Annotated in this window: 15 protein-coding genes; 10 read left to right on the forward strand and 5 right to left on the reverse strand. The window is 63.8% G+C overall.

All coding sequences use genetic code 11. The features are described 5' to 3' along the window. The first annotated feature begins 23 nt into the window (after positions 1–23). Positions 24–1,331, forward strand: coding sequence for an MFS transporter (locus M1L53_RS03325; protein WP_007729119.1), 1,308 nt, complete (start codon positions 24–26; stop codon positions 1,329–1,331). Here M1L53_RS03325 and M1L53_RS03330 read toward each other — a convergent pair. Beyond that, positions 1,315–2,766, reverse strand: a complete 1,452-nt coding sequence (locus tag M1L53_RS03330; protein WP_003942535.1) for a CCA tRNA nucleotidyltransferase — start codon at positions 2,764–2,766, stop codon at positions 1,315–1,317. The two genes, M1L53_RS03325 and M1L53_RS03330, sit on opposite strands and share 17 nt — an antisense overlap. A gap of 111 nt (positions 2,767–2,877) precedes the next feature. On the opposite strand from M1L53_RS03330, the gene M1L53_RS03335 reads away from it, so the two are divergent. The 5 genes from M1L53_RS03335 to M1L53_RS03355 are packed head-to-tail and all read left to right on the forward strand — an operon-like array spanning position 2,878 to position 11,297. Beyond that, positions 2,878–3,450 carry an NUDIX hydrolase gene (locus M1L53_RS03335; protein WP_030537486.1) on the forward strand — a complete coding sequence of 191 codons (573 nt, stop codon included), beginning with the start codon at positions 2,878–2,880 and terminating at the stop codon, positions 3,448–3,450. Then, a complete protein-coding gene (locus M1L53_RS03340) occupies positions 3,447–5,801 on the forward strand; it encodes a DUF6049 family protein (protein WP_007729124.1) in 2,355 nt (784 codons plus the stop codon). Before M1L53_RS03335 ends, M1L53_RS03340 begins: the two co-directional genes overlap by 4 nt. Next, a complete protein-coding gene (locus tag M1L53_RS03345; protein ID WP_054186850.1) occupies positions 5,798–9,853 on the forward strand; it encodes a murein biosynthesis integral membrane protein MurJ in 4,056 nt (1,351 codons plus the stop codon). The genes M1L53_RS03340 and M1L53_RS03345 overlap by 4 nt, the downstream gene beginning before the upstream one ends. A 47-nt stretch (positions 9,854–9,900) precedes the next feature. Next, the gene (gene sigM, locus M1L53_RS03350; protein ID WP_007729129.1) at positions 9,901–10,527 is read left to right on the forward strand and encodes an RNA polymerase sigma factor SigM; all 627 of its coding nucleotides are present in this window, start codon (positions 9,901–9,903) and stop codon (positions 10,525–10,527) included. A gap of 53 nt (positions 10,528–10,580) precedes the next feature. Beyond that, positions 10,581–11,297, forward strand: coding sequence for a hypothetical protein (locus M1L53_RS03355; protein ID WP_054186849.1), 717 nt, complete (start codon positions 10,581–10,583; stop codon positions 11,295–11,297). Positions 11,298–11,306: 9 nt separating this feature from the next. Here M1L53_RS03355 and M1L53_RS03360 read toward each other — a convergent pair whose 3' ends face one another. Then, entirely contained in the window at positions 11,307–11,873 is a 567-nt protein-coding gene (locus M1L53_RS03360; RefSeq protein WP_003942539.1) for a helix-turn-helix domain-containing protein, read from the reverse strand. Between the two features lie 98 nt (positions 11,874–11,971). Between M1L53_RS03360 and nox the strand changes: the two genes are divergently transcribed. The 4 genes from nox (at position 11,972) to M1L53_RS03380 (ending at position 16,003) form a co-directional block, all read left to right on the forward strand. Beyond that, on the forward strand, positions 11,972–13,183 hold the full coding sequence (nox, locus tag M1L53_RS03365; protein WP_007729131.1) for a 4,4'-dithiodibutanoate disulfide reductase: 1,212 nt from the start codon (positions 11,972–11,974) through the stop codon (positions 13,181–13,183). A gap of 131 nt (positions 13,184–13,314) precedes the next feature. Next, positions 13,315–14,322 (forward strand): thioredoxin-disulfide reductase, encoded by a 1,008-nt coding sequence (trxB, locus tag M1L53_RS03370; protein ID WP_003942521.1) that lies wholly within the window; start codon positions 13,315–13,317, stop codon positions 14,320–14,322. A gap of 38 nt (positions 14,323–14,360) precedes the next feature. Next, on the forward strand, positions 14,361–14,684 hold the full coding sequence (gene trxA, locus M1L53_RS03375) for a thioredoxin (protein WP_003942530.1): 324 nt from the start codon (positions 14,361–14,363) through the stop codon (positions 14,682–14,684). Positions 14,685–14,812: 128 nt separating this feature from the next. Continuing rightward, positions 14,813–16,003: an N-acetylmuramoyl-L-alanine amidase gene (locus M1L53_RS03380; protein WP_003942558.1), complete on the forward strand. Its 1,191-nt coding sequence runs from the start codon at positions 14,813–14,815 to the stop codon at positions 16,001–16,003. Positions 16,004–16,023: 20 nt separating this feature from the next. Here the strand turns inward: M1L53_RS03380 and M1L53_RS03385 are convergent, their stop codons facing one another. From M1L53_RS03385 to M1L53_RS03395, 3 genes are all read right to left on the reverse strand, one after another. After that, positions 16,024–16,707 carry a hypothetical protein gene (locus tag M1L53_RS03385; RefSeq protein WP_003942495.1) on the reverse strand — a complete coding sequence of 228 codons (684 nt, stop codon included), beginning with the start codon at positions 16,705–16,707 and terminating at the stop codon, positions 16,024–16,026. 255 nt (positions 16,708–16,962) lie between these two features. Beyond that, positions 16,963–18,003 carry a ParB/RepB/Spo0J family partition protein gene (locus M1L53_RS03390; protein ID WP_054188731.1) on the reverse strand — a complete coding sequence of 347 codons (1,041 nt, stop codon included), beginning with the start codon at positions 18,001–18,003 and terminating at the stop codon, positions 16,963–16,965. A 1-nt stretch (position 18,004) separates the two neighbouring features. Further along, complete coding sequence (locus M1L53_RS03395) at positions 18,005–19,006, reverse strand: ParA family protein (protein ID WP_003942510.1); 1,002 nt, start codon at positions 19,004–19,006, stop codon at positions 18,005–18,007. Positions 19,007–19,010 lie beyond the last annotated feature (4 nt).

Genomic DNA, 19,010 nt, shown 5'->3' on the forward strand with positions numbered 1-19,010 from the left:
CCCACCCACTACAGTTTCCGCTTATGAACCGAGCCTCGAACCGCCGCGAGGCCTGGCAGCGCGTACTGCACACCCTGCGTGAATCACCCGGCCTCGGAAGGCTGGCGCTCGTCCGCTTTTCCAGCCAGTTCGGCGACGGAATGTTCCAGGCCGCGCTCGGCGGCGCAATCCTCTTCAACCCGGAACGCGAAACCGATCCGGTGGCGATAGCGGCCGGCTTTGCCGTACTGCTCCTTCCTTATTCGGTGATCGGCCCCTTTGCCGGCGCTCTGCTGGATCGTTGGGACCGCCGCCTGGTGCTCCTGTGGGCGAGCGTGCTCCGCGGGCTCTTCATCCTGACCACTGCGGTGCTGCTGGTCGCCGGCGGCGGTGACACTCTGTTGTTGACCTGTGCGCTTGCTGCAATCGGAGTCAGTCGCTTCGTCGGGGCAGGCGTATCCGCAGCCCTGCCGAAGGTCGTCCGACAATCGTGGCTGGTGGCAACCAATTCCGTTCTCACAACGGCTGGTTCGGTGGTAGCCGCTCTTGGTGCTTCGGCAGCGGTGGCGATCATCGGCATGATCGGCGCGGGGGATCGAGCGTCAGGCGCCGCCGTGGCCATCGCAGCACTGGGATCGGTGATCGCGGCCCTCGCCGCGGCCAGGTTCACCGCCCGCTCACTTGGTCCGGTCGCCGACGAAGTGGTCCGCGCCAGTGCCGTCCGTTCGGTGACGGCCGGACTGCGCACCGGTGCAACCGCTGTCTGGGAGGCGCCCGGCGTCACCACGGCGATGATCGGAATCGGAGCGCACCGCATCTGCTTCGGCATCAACACCCTCATCATGGTGCTGGTCCTACGCGACACCTCGAACGGCTCCCAATTACCTGGAGGGATGGCCGGATTCGGCGTCGCCGTCGGCGCCACGGCAATCGGAATGCTGATCGCGGCATTGATCACACCGTTCCTCATCCCGCGGATCGGTCGCTCACGGACGATCACCTACGCCCTGGTGTGCGCGGTTCTCGTCCAGCTCGTCTTCGTGACCACGCTGACTCAGGGGTCGCTGCTGATCGCCGCTTTCCTGCTCGGCATCGCCGGCCAGTCCGTGAAACTCAGCGGCGACGCGGCCATGCAGATCGACATCGACGACGACCGTCGTGGTCAGGTATTCGCCCTGCAGGACACCGTGTTCAACGTCGCGTTCATCGGTGCGATCGCGGCAGCGTCGACGGTGATCGCACCCGACGGCAAGAGCGTCGGCCTGGCCGTTGCCGGTGCGGGTGTCTATGCCGCCGGATTGTCAGCGGTGCTGATCAACCGCAAGAAACGAGAAACTAGCCCTGCTGGGTAGCCCACCACTTCAGCAGTTCGGCCTCGGCCTCGTCACGCTCGAGCGGGCCGCGATCCAGACGTAGTTCCTTGAGGAACGTCCATGCCTTGCCCACCTGCGGGCCGGCCGGGATGTTCAGCAGCTCCATGATGGCGTTGCCGTCGAGGTCCGGACGCACCCGAGCGAGGTCTTCCTGCTCCGCGATACGCGCGATCCGCTCTTCGATGTCGTCGTACGTGGCCTGCAGCTGCGCGGCGCGACGCTTGTTGCGTGTGGTGCAGTCGGCCCGCACGAGCTTGTGCAAGCGGGGGAGCAGCTCGCCCGCGTCGGTGACGTACCGCCGCACCGCCGAGTCGGTCCACTGTCCCTTGCCGTAGCCGTGAAAACGCAAGTGCAGGAACACGAGCTGTGAGACGTCGTCGACCATCTGCTTCGAGAACTTCAGTGCCCGCATGCGCTTGCGCACCAGCTTGGCGCCGACCACCTCGTGGTGGTGGAAGCTGACCCCACCGCCAGGCTCGTTACGCTTGGTATCCGGCTTTCCGATGTCGTGAAGCAGTGCTGCCCAACGCAATACAAGGTCCGGATCGCCTTCTTCGAGATCGATCGCCTGCTGGAGCACCGTGAGGGAGTGCTGGTAGACGTCCTTGTGCTGGTGATGCTCGTCGATCTCGAGCTTCATCTGCGGAACCTCGGGCAGCACGTATGCAGCCAGTCCGGAGTCGACCATCATGTTGATGCCGTCCACCGGGTACATGCCCAGCATCAGTTTGTTCAGCTCCACCTGCACACGCTCGGCGGTGATTCGCTCGATCTGCGACGCCATCTCCTTGATGGCCTCGAAAACACGATTGTTCAACGTGAAACCAAGCTGCGAGACGAACCGGGCAGCACGCAGCATCCGCAGCGGATCGTCGTTGAACGAGTTTTCCGGCGCCGACGGCGTATCGAGCTCTCCGGCCAACAGCGCGTCCATGCCGTTCAGCGGATCGACAAACGTGTAGGAACCGTCCGCGCCGATCTTCATCGCCATCGCGTTGACGGTGAAATCGCGGCGCACCAGATCGTCGGCCAACGTCGTGCCGTACTCGACTATCGGATTACGAGAGACGCGATCGTAAGCGTCGGCCCGGAAGGTCGTGATCTCGATCTCCTGGCCGTGCTTGATGGCGCTGATGGTCCCGAACTCGATGCCCGTGTCCCACTGCTTGTCCACCCAGCCCTTGAGCAGAGCCTGAACCTTCTCCGGCCTGGCGTCCGTCGTGAAGTCCAGATCGCCACTGAAGCGGCCGAGGATCGCGTCGCGAACACTGCCACCCACCAGGAACAGCTCGTGACCGGCCGCAGCAAAACGCTCACCGAGCGGGTTCAACACGTCGGACAACGTGCCGAGCGTTGCAGTGGCGTCGGCAAGCAGTCGTAGGCGGCGATCAGCGTCGGAGGTAGGGACAGTCACGTGAAAGGAGCTTACTTAAGGTGCGCAAATAGCAGAACGCGCATACGAACGCGATAGACCGCTTTGCGCGGGTTACCGGGCAACGCTGCAACGCCAACTAGTATCGATGAGGTGTCTGGTGCCGAACGAACAAACAGGAGTCGCCGCAACCCGCGGCGTCGACCTGCCGTCGGCAACCCCGATAAACCTTTGATGCGAACCGTCCGTGAAACTTCTGCGGGCGGCTTGGTCGTCGACGGCTGGGGAGGACCCCCGGAACGCCTCTGCGCTGCACTGATCGGCCGAACCGACCGCCGCGGACGCCTGCTCTGGTCGCTACCGAAGGGCCATATCGAACAAGGTGAGACCGCTGAGCAGACCGCGATGCGTGAGGTCGAAGAAGAAACCGGTATCCAGGGAACCGTCCTGGCACCGCTGGGCAGCATCGACTACTGGTTCGTGACCGAAGGTCGACGCGTCCACAAGACCGTGCACCACTATCTCCTCCGCTTTCTCGGCGGTGAACTCTCCGACGAGGACATCGAGGTCACCGAAGTCGCTTGGGTGCCGCTGACGGAATTGCACTCGCGCCTCGCATACGCCGACGAGCGCAAACTCGCAGAACTCGCGTCCCAGATGATCGCCGAGATGCCGCGAACGGAAATACGGCAAGAACAGCGCCCGAAGGAACCGGACGCCGGATGAGAATGGCACTGCGGCGGGCCGGTGTGGCCGCTCTGGTGATGGCCGCTGTCGGTTTCGGGCCTGCAACGACGGCCGTCGCATGGGCAGCGCCGTCCAGCCAGCCCAGTGAGCGCGCCCCGGCGCGAAACACCAACGATGCCAAATTTCTGCAGCTGACCATCGACTCCACCGCACCGACCACGGTGACGACCACCAGCGACCGCAACGTCGTGGTCAAGGGGACGGTGAAGAACGTCGGTGACCGTCCCGTCGAGGACGTCGGAGTGAGGCTGCAACGCGCTCCCGCGATCGACTCCAGTTCGGACGTGCGCGCAGCACTCGACTTCGACCAGGCCGTTTTCGACACGGTCGGCGAATTCGACACCGTTGCCACCACCCTCGACACCGGCCAGTCCAAGCAGTTCACGCTCACCTTGCCGTTGCGGAGCACTACCGGGTTGTCTCTCGACATCACCGAACCGGGCGTCTACCCGATGCTCGTCAACGTGAACGGCACCCCGGAGTACGGCGGTGCCGCCCGACTCGACGACGCACGCTTCTTGCTCCCCGTCCTCGGTGTGCCGGCCGCAGCCGAATCGAACGCCACAGCCGGAACCCCCAGTTCGTCCGCCACGGCCGTCGTTCCCCCCGACACGTCCGCCCCGATCGGCGTCACGCTCATGTGGCCGCTGGCCGACGCGCCACGACTCGTCGGCGGAATACCCGGCGCGGTCAACGAGCCCGTACGCCTGATCGACGACGAACTCGCCACCGAACTTTCCGACGGCGGGCGCCTGGACGCGTTGGTCGATGCGGTGGAGAACGCCACCAAGCCCGAGAGCGACACCGATCGCCGCGTCACGGATGCGCTCTGTCTGGCAATCGACCCCGACCTTCTGATCACCGTCGAGAACATGACTCGCGGATACCTCGTGGCCGACAACTCGTCAGATCCCACCGGACCGTCGCACGAAGGCCGCGGCAGCGACGCCGCCAACCAGTGGCTCGGCCGGGTGAAGACCCTCGCGTCCTCGATGTGCACGACGGCGGTTCCGTTCGCCCAGGCCGATCTCGCCGCGGTCACCTCGGTGGCCAATCCGGAGTTGACGGCTACCGCGCTCACACGGCCGGCGGACATCGTCGACAACATCCTCGGCGTGACCTCACTGCGAGATTTCGTCTGGCCGGATTCGGGTGTCCTCGACTCGGCCACCGCAGAGGTGCTGAGCGTGAATCCCACCACAGCGATGGTGGCTGACACTTCCGTCGACTCGGCAGCTCCGCAGCTGTCGTCGCGGATAACCGGCTCACTCGACGCGCTTGCCTTCGACACCTCGGCGGCAGCGGCGCTGGCCGCCACCGGCTCGGAGCCGCAGGTCCCGTCGTACATCCCCGACGACACCGCGCCGACCATCGACATCGAATCGCGCAGCGCCCGGCGTCAGGACGCGCTGGGGGCGATGGCCTGGGCCGCGCTGACGCCGACGTCGCTGCCGCGCAATCAGATCTTCGCGCCGCCGCAACTGTGGACCGCCGACAGCAACGACGCCACGGCGGTGCTCTCGATGCTCGCGACCCTCATCCGGTCCGGGCTCGCCTCACCTCAGGCCCTGCCGGCACTGCTCGGCAGGCAACCGGGCGCGACGGACGCCGCCACTCTCGACTACCCGGACCGGGCTACCCAGGACGGTCCGCAAACGTCCGTCGTCGAGACCGCAACCACCCAACTTCCGCGTATCGACGGGCTCGAAGCTTCGCTCGTGGACGATCCGGCGGCTTCGCTCACCCCCCGGGGATTCACGGCGCCGCTCCGCGAAGATCTACTCCGTTCGATGACCTTGGCCGATCGCCGCAACGTCGACTCCGCTTCGGTCAATCGGGCGGAGCGCGCTGCGACCATCCGCGCCGACAACGTCACCGAAGCCGTCGACGGGATGTACCGGGCCGTCAGTGTGGTGTCGCCGGGCGGCGTCTACACCCTTGCGTCGGGGCAGAGTCCGCTCCTGCTGGTGGCGCGCAACGAGCTGCCCATCGCCATCAACGTCGACCTGCGTGTGGAAGCCCCACCCGAGATGCAGATCAGTGACATCGGTCCCAAACAGCTTCCGCCGCGAGGTAGCCGACAGTTGACTGTGCCCGCGGAAATGAACGATTCTCGCAAGCTGGAAGTCAACTTCTCGCTGACCACGACAGATGGCCGCCAATTGGGTACGCCGACCAGCGTGACCGTACGGTCGAATGCGTACGGTCGTCCCCTGGCCGCCGTGACGGCGACAGCGGGAGGGTTGCTGCTGTTCCTGGCAGGGCGACGGCTGTGGCATCGATTCAAGGGTCAGCCGGACCCAGCAGATGAAGGGTACGAACGCTCATGACCGGGAATCCACCCGAGGAGGGTCGCCGCTCGGCGATCACCCGCAAGAGTGCCACGACCCGCTCGCATCCTCGGATGCCACCGTGGGAGCGCGGTTACCCGATCCAGCCGGTCAACCCGGACGCACGTTTCGACGACGCACCCACCATGACCATCCCGGTGATCCGCGACTACCCCCGGTACCGCGAAGCCGAGATGGAATTCGCCGACCGGCAGACGACCACGTCGGACGAGTTCGACACCGACGCCCATGTCCAGGTCGGGGAACGCAAGGAGACGAACTCTCGACTCCTCGCGGCAACGGGTTCCATCGCGATCGCGACGCTGACGAGCCGCATCACGGGATTCGCCAAGCAGTTGATGATCCTGATGGTCCTCGGCCCCGCCATCGCCAGCTCGTTCACCGTCGCCAGCCAGATTCCGAACATGATCGCGGAACTGGTTCTGGGCGCCGTGCTGACCGCCATCGTCGTCCCCGTGCTGGTTCGCGCCGAGCGGGAGGACGCCGATCACGGCGAAGCGTTTGTCCGACGCCTCTTCACGGCGTCGCTCGTTCTACTCGGCATGGCCGCGCTGCTCGCGACCCTGGCAGCACCCGTACTCACCAAATACGTCTTCCTGTCCGAAGACGGCAAGGTCAGCACCGACCTGACCACGGCGCTGTCGTATCTACTTCTGCCGGCGATCCTGTTCTACGGGCTGTCGGCACTGTTCACAGCGTTTCTGAACACCAGGCAGATCTTCAAGCCCGGAGCCTGGGCTCCCGTACTCAACAACGTCGTCGTCCTCGTGGTGCTCGTGATCTACCGCCTGACTCCGGGCGAGATCTCGCTTGATCCGGTCTCGATGGGCGATGCAAAGCTGCTCACCCTCGGTATCGGCATCACCATCGGCGTCATCGTGCAGGCAGCCAGCCTGATCCCCGCGCTTCGCCGCGAGAAGATCTCGCTCAAGCCGCTGTGGGGTCTCGACGACCGCCTGCGCCAGTTCGGCGGCATGGCCGTCGCCATCGTCTTGTACGTCCTGATCAGCCAGATGGGCATGATCTTCGCGACCAAGATCTCCTCCCACGCCGACGAAGCCGGCCCTGCCATCTACAGCCAGGCCTGGTTGCTCCTGCAGCTCCCGTACGGCGTGCTCGGAGTGACGGTTCTGACGGCGATCATGCCGCGCCTGAGCCGCAACGCTGCTGCCGACGACACCCCGGCCGTCGTGGACGATCTGTCGGTCGCAACGCGTCTGACCATGATCACGCTGGTTCCGATCATCATGTTCCTGACCTTCATGGGTCCGCAGGTCGGTGAAGCGCTCTACGGTTACGGCCGCTTCGGACCCGAACAGGCCGAACGACTCGGCACCGCCGTGAGCTGGTCGGCATTCACGTTGATTCCGTACGCGCTGGTCCTGATCCAACTTCGAGTGTTCTACGCCCGCGAACAGGCCTGGACGCCGACGTGGATCGTTCTCGGCATCACTGCAGTGAAAATCGCTTTCTCGGCGCTCGCTCCGGTCTTCGCATCCAACAGCGATCAGGTCGTGATCCTGCTCGGTGCGGCCAACGGTCTCGGATACATCACCGGCGCCGTCATCGGCGGGTACCTCCTGCACCGCAGCCTCGGAAACCTGCAGATGGCCAACGTGGGCAAGACAGTCTGGTCCGTCGTACTCGCCTCGCTAGCCGGGTCGTTGACCATGCTCGCGGTCGACCGGGTCCTCGGATTCGATCAACTCACCGAGCGTTTCGGCGGACCCGGCTCGATGGTTCGCGTCGCCGTCGGCGGCATCCTGATGCTCGCGATCACCTTCACGATTCTCTACTTCAAGAAGGTTCCGGAAGTCCTGTCGGTAACGGTTGCGGTCTCCCGCAAGATTCGTTCACTGACAGGTCGCGCCGAACCGGACACACGTAACAACACCGACGACGACGTCACCGAGCTGATTCCTGCAATCAGAACGGAATCAAACGAGCAAGAACGACCGGGTGCGCTCCCGTACCCTGGTCATGGGCGTACAGGATCGCAACCCGCGCGTATTCGGGGACGGGCTATCGATGGAGAAGGAGCGAGGGTGAGCGACGACAACGTTTCCGGCAACAAGAGTGCCGGGACTTCTGCCGTGAAAGCGTCCGAACAGAAGTCAACGGCATCGTCGGGCACACCTGCATCCACGAGTTCCTCCGCATCTGCCGGCCAGAAGCCACAGCAGGGTCAGAAGCCACAGCAGGGTCAGAAGTCACAGCAGGGTCAGAAGTCACAGCAGCCCGCACAGCGACCGCAGCAGGGCCAAAGCCCGCAGGGTCAGAAGCCGCAGCCGCCGGTGCAGAAGGCCGCTCCGCCGGTACCTCCGGTCAGTGTGTCCAAGACACCTTCGGCGCCCGTGTCGAAGACACCTTCAGCACCTGTCTCGAAGACACCCGCGCCGAAGACGCCTGCTCCGGACAAGAAGGCACCCGAATCTCAGAAGACGGCTGCCGCTCAGACACCGCCCACTGCACCTCGCACACCTGCCGCCGGATCCGCATCACGACCGGCCCAGCGACCGATGCCCCGTGGACCGAAGCTCATCCCGGGCGCATCTGTCGCCGGCGGACGCTACCGTCTGCTCGCGCCGCACGGCGGAACCCGCGGACTGCAGTTCTGGGAAGCTCTCGACGTCAAGCTCGACCGTGAAGTAGCCCTGACGTTCGTCGACGCCGATCAGCGCGGTGACGACGACAGCCAGTCCGGACCGCAGGCAGTTCTCTCACGCACTCTGCGCCTGGGACGAATCAACTCGCCCGGTCTGGCTCGCGTCCTCGACGTCGTCCGCGGAAGCTCGGGCGGCATCGTCGTCGCCGAATGGACTCCCGGCCGTTCGCTGCGTGAGATGGCCGAGACGACGCCGTCGCCGATCGGTGCGGCCCGCGCCATTCGCGCCCTCGCGGCGGCTGCCGAAGCTGCTCACCGCACCGGCGGTGCGCTGTCCATCGACCACCCGGACCGCGTTCGCATCAGCATCAACGGTGACGCCGTACTGGCGTTCCCGGCGACGCTTGCAGACGCCGATTCCACCAGCGACGTCCGCGGTCTCGGCGCCATGCTGTACTCGCTCATCACGGCGCGCTGGCCGCTGGCCGAACCGTCCGCCGGTCCCGTCGGTGGTTTGCTTCCCGCCGGCCGCGGCGCCGACGGGAACATCGTCGAGCCTCGGGTCGTCCGTCCGGAGGTTCCGTTCGACATCTCGGCCGTTGCGGTTCGAGCGTTGCAGTCGGAGAGTGGAATCCGCACTGCTGCCACCGTGCAGCACATCCTCGATCAGGCGTCCGTCGTCAACGACAAGACGGAAATGATTCCGGCACTTCGTCTCGGCCACCGCGAACAGGGTGCGTCGGGTCATGCACTGAACGACCCCGAAGCCATCGAGGCCGAGAAGAAGAAGTCGACGCGGATGCTCGCGGCACTGACGGCGCTCGGTGTCTTCACCGTGATCGTCCTGATTCTCCTTGTGGTGTGGGTAGCGAGCTTCCTCTCGGGTGGCAGTAACGACACCCCGCTCAGCGAGCAGAGTTTCGGACTGACCACCGAAGCCACTGCGCCCGAGAACAATTCACCGGCGCCCGCACCGGCGGCAGCAACCGTTCCGGTAGCTTCCTCGGCCGTAACGGTGTTCTCACCCCAGGGAACGCCGGATCAGCCGGCAACAGCGAAGAACGCCATCGACGGCAATCCGGCCACCGCATGGTCGTCGGATTCGTACTTCCAGCCGTTCCCGTCGCTGAAGAACGGTGTCGGCCTGATGGTGACGCTTGCCGATGCCGCCAACCTGAAGAACGTTGCGATCACGTCTGATTCGCCGGGAACCGTCGTTGAAATCCGTTCTGCCCCTTCTGCGAATACTTCGCTGGATCAGACCAAGGAAATCGGATCGGGTGTCCTGAAGAACGGCGTGACCGACATTCCAGTCACTTCGGATGGCTCGGGTCAGTATGTCCTGGTTTGGATTACGCAGCTCAGCACCGAATCCGGACAAAACCAGACATCCATCTCGGAGATTGCATTCACTGCCGCAAAGTGATCGCCCTTGGCCCTTCTGAAACCTACCGACTGGGCTAATATCCGCCCGTGCACAGTTATCGGGGGGGCACCGGGGGCGGAGCCGGAAAATTCGAATCCAGAAGTTTCGAGAACAAGAATCTCGAGGCGACGGATTTCGAATTGTTGACTGCTCATGTCGAGGGCGATCGGCATGCGTTCCGTGAACTACTGACCAGGCATCAGGATCATCTATGGCACGTTGCCCGGCGTACGAGCTACTCGGACGAGGACGCGGCAGACGCACTCCAGGAGGGTCTGCTCTCCGCGCACCGCAAGGCAGCGAAGTTCCGCGGCGACGCGGCGGTGCGTAGTTGGCTCCACACCATCGTGGTCAATGCCTGCCTCGACCGGATCCGACGCAACAAATCACGGGCGGCGTTCTCTCTGTCTTCGGAGAACGCGGAGGAACCCCGCGATCACCGCGACTATGCGGCGACAGTGGACATGAGCCTGACCGTCGAACAGGCACTGGCATCGCTGCCGCCTGAGCAGCGTGCTGCCGTCGTCGCCGTCGATGTCGAGGGGTATCCGGTAGCCGAGGCCGCCGAGAGGTTGGGAGTGCCCGTAGGGACCGTGAAGAGTCGCTGCGCCCGCGCGCGCAAGCGTCTTGCCGCCCAGTTGGAGGACTTTCGCGAAGGCGGGAACCATTCGTGAACCGGCCGCGTCCTATCTTGTAAGGGTCCGCATCGACTGCCGAGGGAGGGTTCATGACAGATCCGTCTGTTCGCGTTCCGTCGCCTCCGTTTTCAGAAGACCTACTCGCAGATCTTCACGCCGGGGTTCTCGATTCCGAAACCAGTGCGGCTCTGTGGCCGGTGGTACGCGCAGATCCTGACGCCCATGCATTTGTCACCGCCCTTGACGGCGTCACGGCATCACTCGCGACACTGAACTCGAGCAAGGCTACTCACGAACGGATTCCGAATTCGCTTGCCGAGCGAATCAATTCGGCACTGGATCGACAGTCAGAACAGCTGGAGCCGCCAGCTGAGGCAGCTGTCGTGCCGTTCCGGCGGCGCCCACAAGCGTGGGTTCTCGGTGCCGCAGCAGCCGTGTTGGCGGCCTTCGTGATCGTTGTTATCGGAACCCGAGATTCCGAACCCGCCGAAAGTGTTGTCGCTCAACCGAGCACACCGGCGACGTCTGCTGTCGACGATCCGGATTCGGCGTCTCTGCTCTCACTCGTCGGATCCAAAAACCTTGGACCACTGGATGATCCATCCAAACTTGCCGGATGCCTACGCGCCAACGGCATCGACGAGGGCTGGCCTTTGCTCGGTTCCGGCGAGATTCGCATCGACGGGGCGCCGGCGATAGTCCTACTCTTCACGGGATCGCAGCCGCGTCAGATCACTGCACTGACTCTCGGCATCAACTGCAGCGACGGGAATCCGAATACGTTGTCGGTCAAGAACATCGGCTGACGTCGACGGTCAGCGCGGCGATGCCGCCGGGAGTAAGAGCTCGAGGATTCTTTCGCGTAGCGCATCTGTATCGTCCTCGACCGCTATCAGACTCGAAAACATCGCTGCCCCGGCCGCCAATACCAGCACGGCCTTGGCATCGAGCAGTGCCGATTCAGGATCTTCGGCGTTCTGAAGGAACAGTTGCGTACTCGGTCCACTGAACCCGCGCCACAATTCGTTGCGCAGGTCGTCGTGGTCGCGCAGGGCCGCCAGCAATCCTGGCGACGCGGCGCGAACCTCGGGACGGGAGAAGAGCTGAGCACTTCCCTCCACCACCCAACGGATCCAGCCGTCGCGATCGGTGCCCTCGAACGGTGTCAGGTCCGGTGTCGCCCCCAGGATCGACCCGAGAACAAGATGTGCCTTCGACGGCCATCGCCGCGACATCGAGGCTCGGCTGACCCCTGCCCGTGCCGCGATCGCCCGGAGACTGAGTTGATCCCAACCGACCTCGAGGAGCATCGCTCGGGTGACCTCGAGGACTGTGTCGTCGATGCGTGGGTCTCGTGGGCGACCTGATCCTGTGGCATTCATCGTGTCGAATTGTCGGACAGATTGGCAGTAGGCGCTATATCGTCGTAGTTACGAGTCCACTGGCATCGTAAAGATCAGGCCGCCGCAGGAAGTTGAAAATGACCACAGCGCCCACACCGTCGATATTCGAACCCGCACGTCTCGGCCCTCTGACCTTGCGCAACCGCATCGTCAAAGCTGCAACGTTCGAGGGCGTCATGCCCCGGGGAGCGGTCTCGGACGATCTGATCAACTTCCACGCCGAGGTGGCCCGCGGCGGGGCCGCGATGACCACTGTCGCCTATTGCGCCGTCTCACCAGGTGGACGAGTCCACCGCGACACCCTTGTCATGGACGAGCGCGCGCTGCCGGGACTACGCAGACTGACCGACGCCGTCCACGCCGAAGGCGCACTTGCTGCGGCGCAGATCGGCCACGCGGGACTGGTCGCCAACACGCTCTCCAACAAGACGAAGACTCTGGCGCCGTCGACCCGGCTGAGTCCGCCCGCGATGGGCCTCGTCAAGGGCGCGACACTCGCCGAACTCGACGGTGTCGTCTCCGACTTCGAACGGACCGCTCGCGTCGCCGTGGACGCAGGATTCGACGCCATCGAGGTCCATCTCGGCCACAACTACCTCCTCAGTTCGTTCATGAGCCCCAATCTGAACAAGCGCCACGATCGATACGGTGGCAGCGTCGCCAAGCGCGCCGAGTATCCGCGTCGAGTCGTCGAAGCGGTGCGACGGGCCGCTGGATCCAGCGTGGCGGTCACCGCGAAATTCAACATGTCCGATGGGGTGCCGAAAGGTCTGTGGCTCGACCAGAGCCTGCCGATCGCCCAGATCCTCGAAGCCGACGGCCATCTGGACGCGATGCAATTGACCGGTGGCAGTTCACTTCTCAACGGAATGTACTTCTTCCGCGGTGAGGTCCCACTGGCTGAGTTTGTCGCCTCCCAACCCAAACTCGTCGGGTACGGGCTGAAGTTCTACGGTCCCAAACTCTTTCCGACGTACCCGTTCGAGGAGGGCTTCTTCCTGCCCTTCGCCCGTCAGTTCCGACAGGCGCTGAGGATGCCACTGATCCTGCTCGGCGGCATCAACCGCGTCGACACCATCGAGCACGCACTGGATGAAGGATTCGAATTCGTCGCCATGGCGCGTGCGCTCCTCAGGGACCCACAACTGGTCAACAAATTTCAGGCCGAGAGCGTCGACGAGGGTCTGTGTATCCACTGCAACAAGTGCATGCCCACCATCTACACCGGCACGCGCTGTGTGGTTCGGGACGCGCTTGTGGTTCGGGAGGCACCGCGCCCCGCCCCGTGAGTCCCGCGCTGTGAGCTGCCGGCTGTGAGCCACTTTCCAGCGGAGTGCGGGAACAACACCCCTTATCCTGGTGTTGATCGGTACGGCTCTCCAAGAAGCGGAGGGTCTGCACTCACTATTGGAAGGCTCGCATGACCACCCAGCTGGAAAACACGCCCGCGGTCCATGACGTCATCATTGTCGGTTCCGGACCGGCCGGATACACCGCTGGTGTCTACACCGCGCGCGCTGAGCTCCAGCCCCTGCTCTTCGAGGGAACCCAGTTCGGTGGCGCCCTCATGACCACCACCGAGGTCGAGAACTTCCCCGGATTCCGCGAAGGAATCATGGGCCCCGACCTGATGGAACAGATGCGTGAGCAGGCACTTCGCTTCGATACCGACATCCGCACCGAGGACGTCGAAGAGATCGATCTCAGCGGCCCGATCAAGACGGTCGTCGCGAACGGCGAAACGTACGCCGCGCACGCGATCATCCTCGCCATGGGCGCGGCAGCCCGTTACCTCGGCATTCCCGGTGAAGAACGCCTCCTCGGCCGCGGTGTCAGCGCCTGCGCCACCTGCGACGGCTTCTTCTTCCGTGACCAGGACATCGTCGTGGTCGGCGGCGGCGACTCCGCGATGGAAGAGGCAACCTTCCTGACCCGCTTCGCTCGCTCGGTCACCCTGGTGCACCGCCGCGAGGAATTCCGCGCCTCACGGATCATGCTCGAGCGCGCCAAGGCCAACGAGAAGATCCGCTTCCTGACCAACGCGGAGCCCGTCGAGGTGCTCGGTGAGAACAGCGTCACCGGGCTCGTCGTTCGTGACACCGTCACGGGTGAGACCTCCACACTCGAGATCACCGGCATGTTCGTCGCCATCGGCCATGACCCGCGCAGTGAGCTCGTCAAGGGCCAGGTCGATCTCGACGACGCCGGATACGTGCGCGTCGCTCCCGGTTCCACCGCGACCTCCGTCGACGGCGTCTTCGCTGCCGGTGACCTGGTCGATCACACGTACCGCCAGGCGATCACCGCTGCCGGCACCGGATGCTCCGCAGCAATCGACGCCGAACGCTGGCTGGCCGACCGCGGCGACATCACCGCCAACACGCTCGACGCAGCCGGCCACACGGTCGACGTCGTCGGCGCTCCCTGATTCATCAAGCTGTCGAACCCAACCCTCGAGGAGTAACAGTGTCGAATACCGTCACCATCACCGACGATTCCTTCAAGCAGGACGTCCTGGGCAGCGACAAGCCCGTTCTGGTCGATTTCTGGGCAACCTGGTGCGGCCCGTGCAAGATGGTCGCCCCGGTACTCGAGGAGATCGCCGGTGAGAACAGCGAGAAGCTGACCGTCGCAAAGCTCGACATCGACGCCAACCCGGCGGCCGCCCGCGATTTCCAGGTCATGTCGATCCCGACGATGATCCTGTTCAAGGACGGCAAGCCGATCAAGACGATCGTCGGCGCCAAGGGCAAGGCCGCACTGCTCAAGGACCTCGCAGACGTTCTCTGACGGCTGGATGAGCATCGTGGATTCTCGCAATCCACAGAATTTCTGAGATAATCGATCGATGTGCCTGATCGGGTCTACGACCAGGCACATCGATCGAATTCGTTAACCGATCCGAGAGGCTTTCACGCATGCACAGACTCCGACACGGCGATCACGGCCCGGCCGTCGCCGAGATTCGGGGCACATTGACGAAGCTGGGATACCTCCATCACGGAACTTCCGGTATTCGACGTGAAAGCGCCGACGGTGCCCACTGGGTTGCACCCGACGCCATCTTCGATCATCAACTCGACAGCGCCGTTCGCGCCTTCCAGCAGCAGCGTGGGCTCCTTGTCGACGGCATCGTGGGCCCGGCCACCTATCGGTCACTTCGCGAGGCCTCGTACCGCCTGGGCGCCCGTACGTTGATTTACCAGCTTTCTGCGCCGCTGTACGGCGACGACGTCGCAGCTCTGCAGGCCAAACTGCAGGACCTCGGCTTCTACGCAGGTCGGGTCGACGGTTTCTTCGGCCCGCAGACCCACGAATCTCTCTCGTCTTTCCAGCGTGAAATCGGGATCGCCGCCGACGGTATCTGCGGACCGCAGACACTGCGTTCGCTGGAACTGCTGGGAACTCGCGTCACCGGCGGATCGCCGCACGCGATCAGCGAAGAGGAGCTGGTGAGGCGCAAGGGCCCACAGCTGGGCGGCAAGCGCATCGTCATCGATCCAGGCCTCGGTGGTCCGTCCACCGGCACCATCGTCAACGGCATCTCCGAAGCCGACATCCTGTGGGATCTGGCTATGCGCCTCGAGGGGCGGATGGCAGCAACCGGGATGGAAACCTTCCTCTCCCGCCCGCACAACGCCGATCCGAGCGAGGCCGAGCGCGCGCTGACGTCCAACGCATTCGACGCCGATCTGATGATCTCCCTGCGCTGCGACAGCAACTCGAGCCCGTCGGCGAACGGCGTCGCGAGCTTCCACTTCGGAAATTCGCACGGTTCGGTCTCGATGATCGGGCAGGTGTTGACCGGTTTCGTTCAGCGCGAGATTGTTGCGCGAACTCCGTTGCGGGACTGCAGAACTCACGGTCGAACGTGGGAGTTGTTGCGCCTGACCAACATGCCGACGGTACAGATCGATCTCGGCTACCTGTCCAACGCGTCCGACGTTGCGGTACTGACGAATCCGCGGATGCGTGACACCATCGCCGAAGCCATCTTGATCTCGGTCAAGCGGCTGTACCTACTGGGTCAGGACGATCAGCCGACCGGCACCTTCACCTTCGCCGAGCTTCTCGCAGAAGAACTTTCGGTAGCCGACCGCATTTCGTAGGTCCTGCGGTCGGCACCTGCTCACACTCTGGCGAGTTCGCTGATCTCCACCATTTCGAGAGCTGCGGCCTTCAATAGACGGTCGAGGGCTTCTTCGACGTCGACTTTCCATTCGTGATCTCGATTGAGTTCGAGACGAAGGCGCGGATAACGATGGTGCGGTGCCACGACCTCGAAACCGTAATCCTCGAGGAACTCGGCACTGATCATGCATTCCGCGGGTGAACATTCCAGAGCAGCCGTTGCACTGGCCACGTCGGAAGCTGGCCCCAAGTCGCCGCTACGGATACCGAATGCCTCGAGCGCACGAACTCCTCGTCGGACCAGATCTGTCACGACAGCGGCCAGCAGGCTCGGCCCTAGTTCTTCCTCTATGCCCGAGGGCTCGAGGCGAAGGCTTGTGAGAAGCACTGCGTCCGAGCTGACCGGGCTGGTGGGAAACAGTTGCGCGCGCGGGATCATGCGGGGAGGGGCGTACAACGCACTGCCGAGCGGCTTTCCGTCGCGGACGGCGACCTGTCCGCACGAACCCCACTCGAGCATGACCATCGACAGCCAGGCTTCCTTCTCGAATTCCTGATCACAGAATCCTCGGGCGTCATGAAGCGCGCCCGGGTCCATCTCCCAGAACACGCATCGGCGCGCATGGGCGGAAAGCTGATCGAGGCTGTCGAGTGTGAGAGAGGTGATGACGTGAGTCGACACTGACTAACTCACTCTCCGTAGGTCCCCGAAGCGGTTTTGATGCTCGCCCGCCGCTTTTCTCTTCTCCAGGATAGGCCAGCTACGACATGTCGGCAGTGGCACGAGAGTTGATCGCCCTAATGTATTGCTGTTCAACATCTTTCGTCCCGCTTCAAGATTTCGAGAAGCTCGGACCACCTAGATTTGTCACAGTGACGAAAATAGGTGGTGTGCCCGGTCATCATGATTACGTCACCAAACGGGCATCCGAGTTCTCTACTTGGATTTCTGTGCTTCCATCATTCCGACGATGCGTTGTAGGTCGTCGACCGAGCCGAATTCGACCACAATCTTTCCCTTCCGCTTGCCCAGACTGACAGTCACCCGAGTGTCGAACGAGTCCGACAACCGCTCGGCCACATCCTGCAGGCCCGGCATCACGATGGGCTTGCGCTTCTGTGGGGGAGCGATCTCATTATCCGCCCGGTTGGCCAGAGTGACTGCTTCCTCCGTCGCGCGAACAGACATTCCTTCCGCGACGATGCGCGCCGCCATGACCTCCTGAGCGTCGGCACCCGCCTCGAGGGACAGCAGCGCGCGAGCATGGCCGGCCGAAAGTACACCGGCCGCAACGCGACGCTGAACCGCCACCGGCAGCTTCAGCAGACGAATCATGTTGGTCACGACGGGACGCGAACGTCCGATCCGATTGGCCAATTCTTCGTGGGTGACTTCGAACTCCTCGAGCAGCTGCTGATACGCCGCTGCCTCTTCGAGGGGGTTCAGTTGCACTCGATGGATGTTCTCGAGGAGCGCGTCGCGCAGCATCGAGTCGTCATCTGTTTCACGAATGATCGCCGGAATCTTCTCCAGCCCGGCTTCCTGGCTCGCGCGCCAGCGACGCTCACCCATGACAAGTTGGTACTTGTCACCGTGACGACGGACCACGATCGGCTGCATCAAGCCGAACTCGCGGATCGAGTGAACCAACTCCGCGAGTGCTTCCTCGTCGAAAACGCTGCGAGGCTGCTTCGGGTTCGTCTCGATCAGGCTCGGTTCGATCTCGAGATAGACCGCGCCGGTCGGCTCGAGTTCGGTCTCCGGCTCAGCTTCCACCGGAGCCTTCGCAGCCGACGCCTTGGTGGCTTTCGGCGTTTTCGGGGCCGCTTTGGTCGGTGGGGGAGGGGAGGGGTTGCGCTTGTCGACGCCGATTACGACGTCCGCTGCAGCCGATCCCAGACCCGGCGCCGTGGCCGGCCCAGTGGGGATGAGAGCAGCCAAGCCGCGGCCCAATCCACCTTTGCGTGCTTGACTCATCTCACTGCTCCTGGGTCGTCGTGGTGGCAGAGCGGGCGGCAAGTTCACGGCCGGCGTCGAGGTAACTCATGGCGCCACGTGAACCCGGGTCGTAGTCGAGAACTGTCATCCCGTATCCGGGAGCCTCGGACACCTTCACGCTGCGCGGAATCACAGCGCGCAGAACGGCCTCACCGAAGTGCTTGCGTACTTCTTCGGCGACCTGGTCGGCCAGCTTGGTGCGCCCGTCGTACATCGTCAGAAGGACGGTGGAGACATGCAGATCCGGGTTGAGATGAGCCTGGACGAGTTCGATGTTGCGGAGCAACTGACCGACCCCCTCGAGGGCGTAGTACTCGCACTGGATCGGGATCAGAACTTCCTTGGCAGCGACCATCGCGTTGACGGTCAGCAGTCCCAGCGAGGGCGGGCAGTCGATGAGGACGAAGTCGACGTCAAGCTCTGCGAGCACCTTGTCGTTGAGCGCGCCTTTGAGTCGATTCTCGCGGGCAACCATGGAGACCAATTCGATCTCGGCGCCCGCCAGATCGATCGTTGCCGGGATGCAGAGAAGGCGCTCACTGTGCGGGCTGGTCTGGATCGCCTCCGGGGCCTTCACTTCGCCTATGAGCAGCTCGTAGCTCGACGGGGTGCCCGAGGTATGGACGACGCCCAGAGCGGTGCTGGCGTTGCCCTGAGGGTCCAAATCGACCACAAGGACAGTGAGCCCTTGAAGAGCGAGCGCCGACGCAAGGTTCACCGTGGTCGTCGTCTTGCCGACGCCACCCTTCTGGTTCGCGATGGTGATCACGCGGCGGAACGCCGGCTTCGGCAGCGTAACCGAATGGGGATGAAGCACTTGGCTCGCTCGATGCGCGGCCGCCCCGATGGGGGTCTCCTCCGAGGAGATCGCCGCGTAGGGGGCGGTGAAATTGTCGTCGTCGTTGACGATCTGATCCGCACCCGCACTCGTGTGCTGCTTCGGTGTTTCACGTGAAACGGCGGATTCAGATCGACCCGACATTGAC

This window comes from Rhodococcus sp. T9N (assembly GCF_024436645.1).
GTDB classification, from domain to species: domain Bacteria; phylum Actinomycetota; class Actinomycetes; order Mycobacteriales; family Mycobacteriaceae; genus Rhodococcus_F; species Rhodococcus_F qingshengii.

Coding starts and splice junctions, on each gene's coding strand:
- M1L53_RS03345 (WP_054186850.1), top strand. CDS start 5,798: ATGACCGGGAATCCACCCGAGGAGGGTCGCCGCTCGGCGATCACCCGC.
- nox (WP_007729131.1), top strand. CDS start 11,972: ATGACCACAGCGCCCACACCGTCGATATTCGAACCCGCACGTCTCGGC.
- M1L53_RS03340 (WP_007729124.1), top strand. CDS start 3,447: ATGAGAATGGCACTGCGGCGGGCCGGTGTGGCCGCTCTGGTGATGGCC.
- M1L53_RS03355 (WP_054186849.1), top strand. CDS start 10,581: ATGACAGATCCGTCTGTTCGCGTTCCGTCGCCTCCGTTTTCAGAAGAC.
- M1L53_RS03380 (WP_003942558.1), top strand. CDS start 14,813: ATGCACAGACTCCGACACGGCGATCACGGCCCGGCCGTCGCCGAGATT.
- M1L53_RS03395 (WP_003942510.1), bottom strand. CDS start 19,006: ATGTCGGGTCGATCTGAATCCGCCGTTTCACGTGAAACACCGAAGCAG.
- M1L53_RS03390 (WP_054188731.1), bottom strand. CDS start 18,003: ATGAGTCAAGCACGCAAAGGTGGATTGGGCCGCGGCTTGGCTGCTCTC.
- M1L53_RS03325 (WP_007729119.1), top strand. CDS start 24: ATGAACCGAGCCTCGAACCGCCGCGAGGCCTGGCAGCGCGTACTGCAC.
- trxB (WP_003942521.1), top strand. CDS start 13,315: ATGACCACCCAGCTGGAAAACACGCCCGCGGTCCATGACGTCATCATT.
- M1L53_RS03360 (WP_003942539.1), bottom strand. CDS start 11,873: ATGAATGCCACAGGATCAGGTCGCCCACGAGACCCACGCATCGACGAC.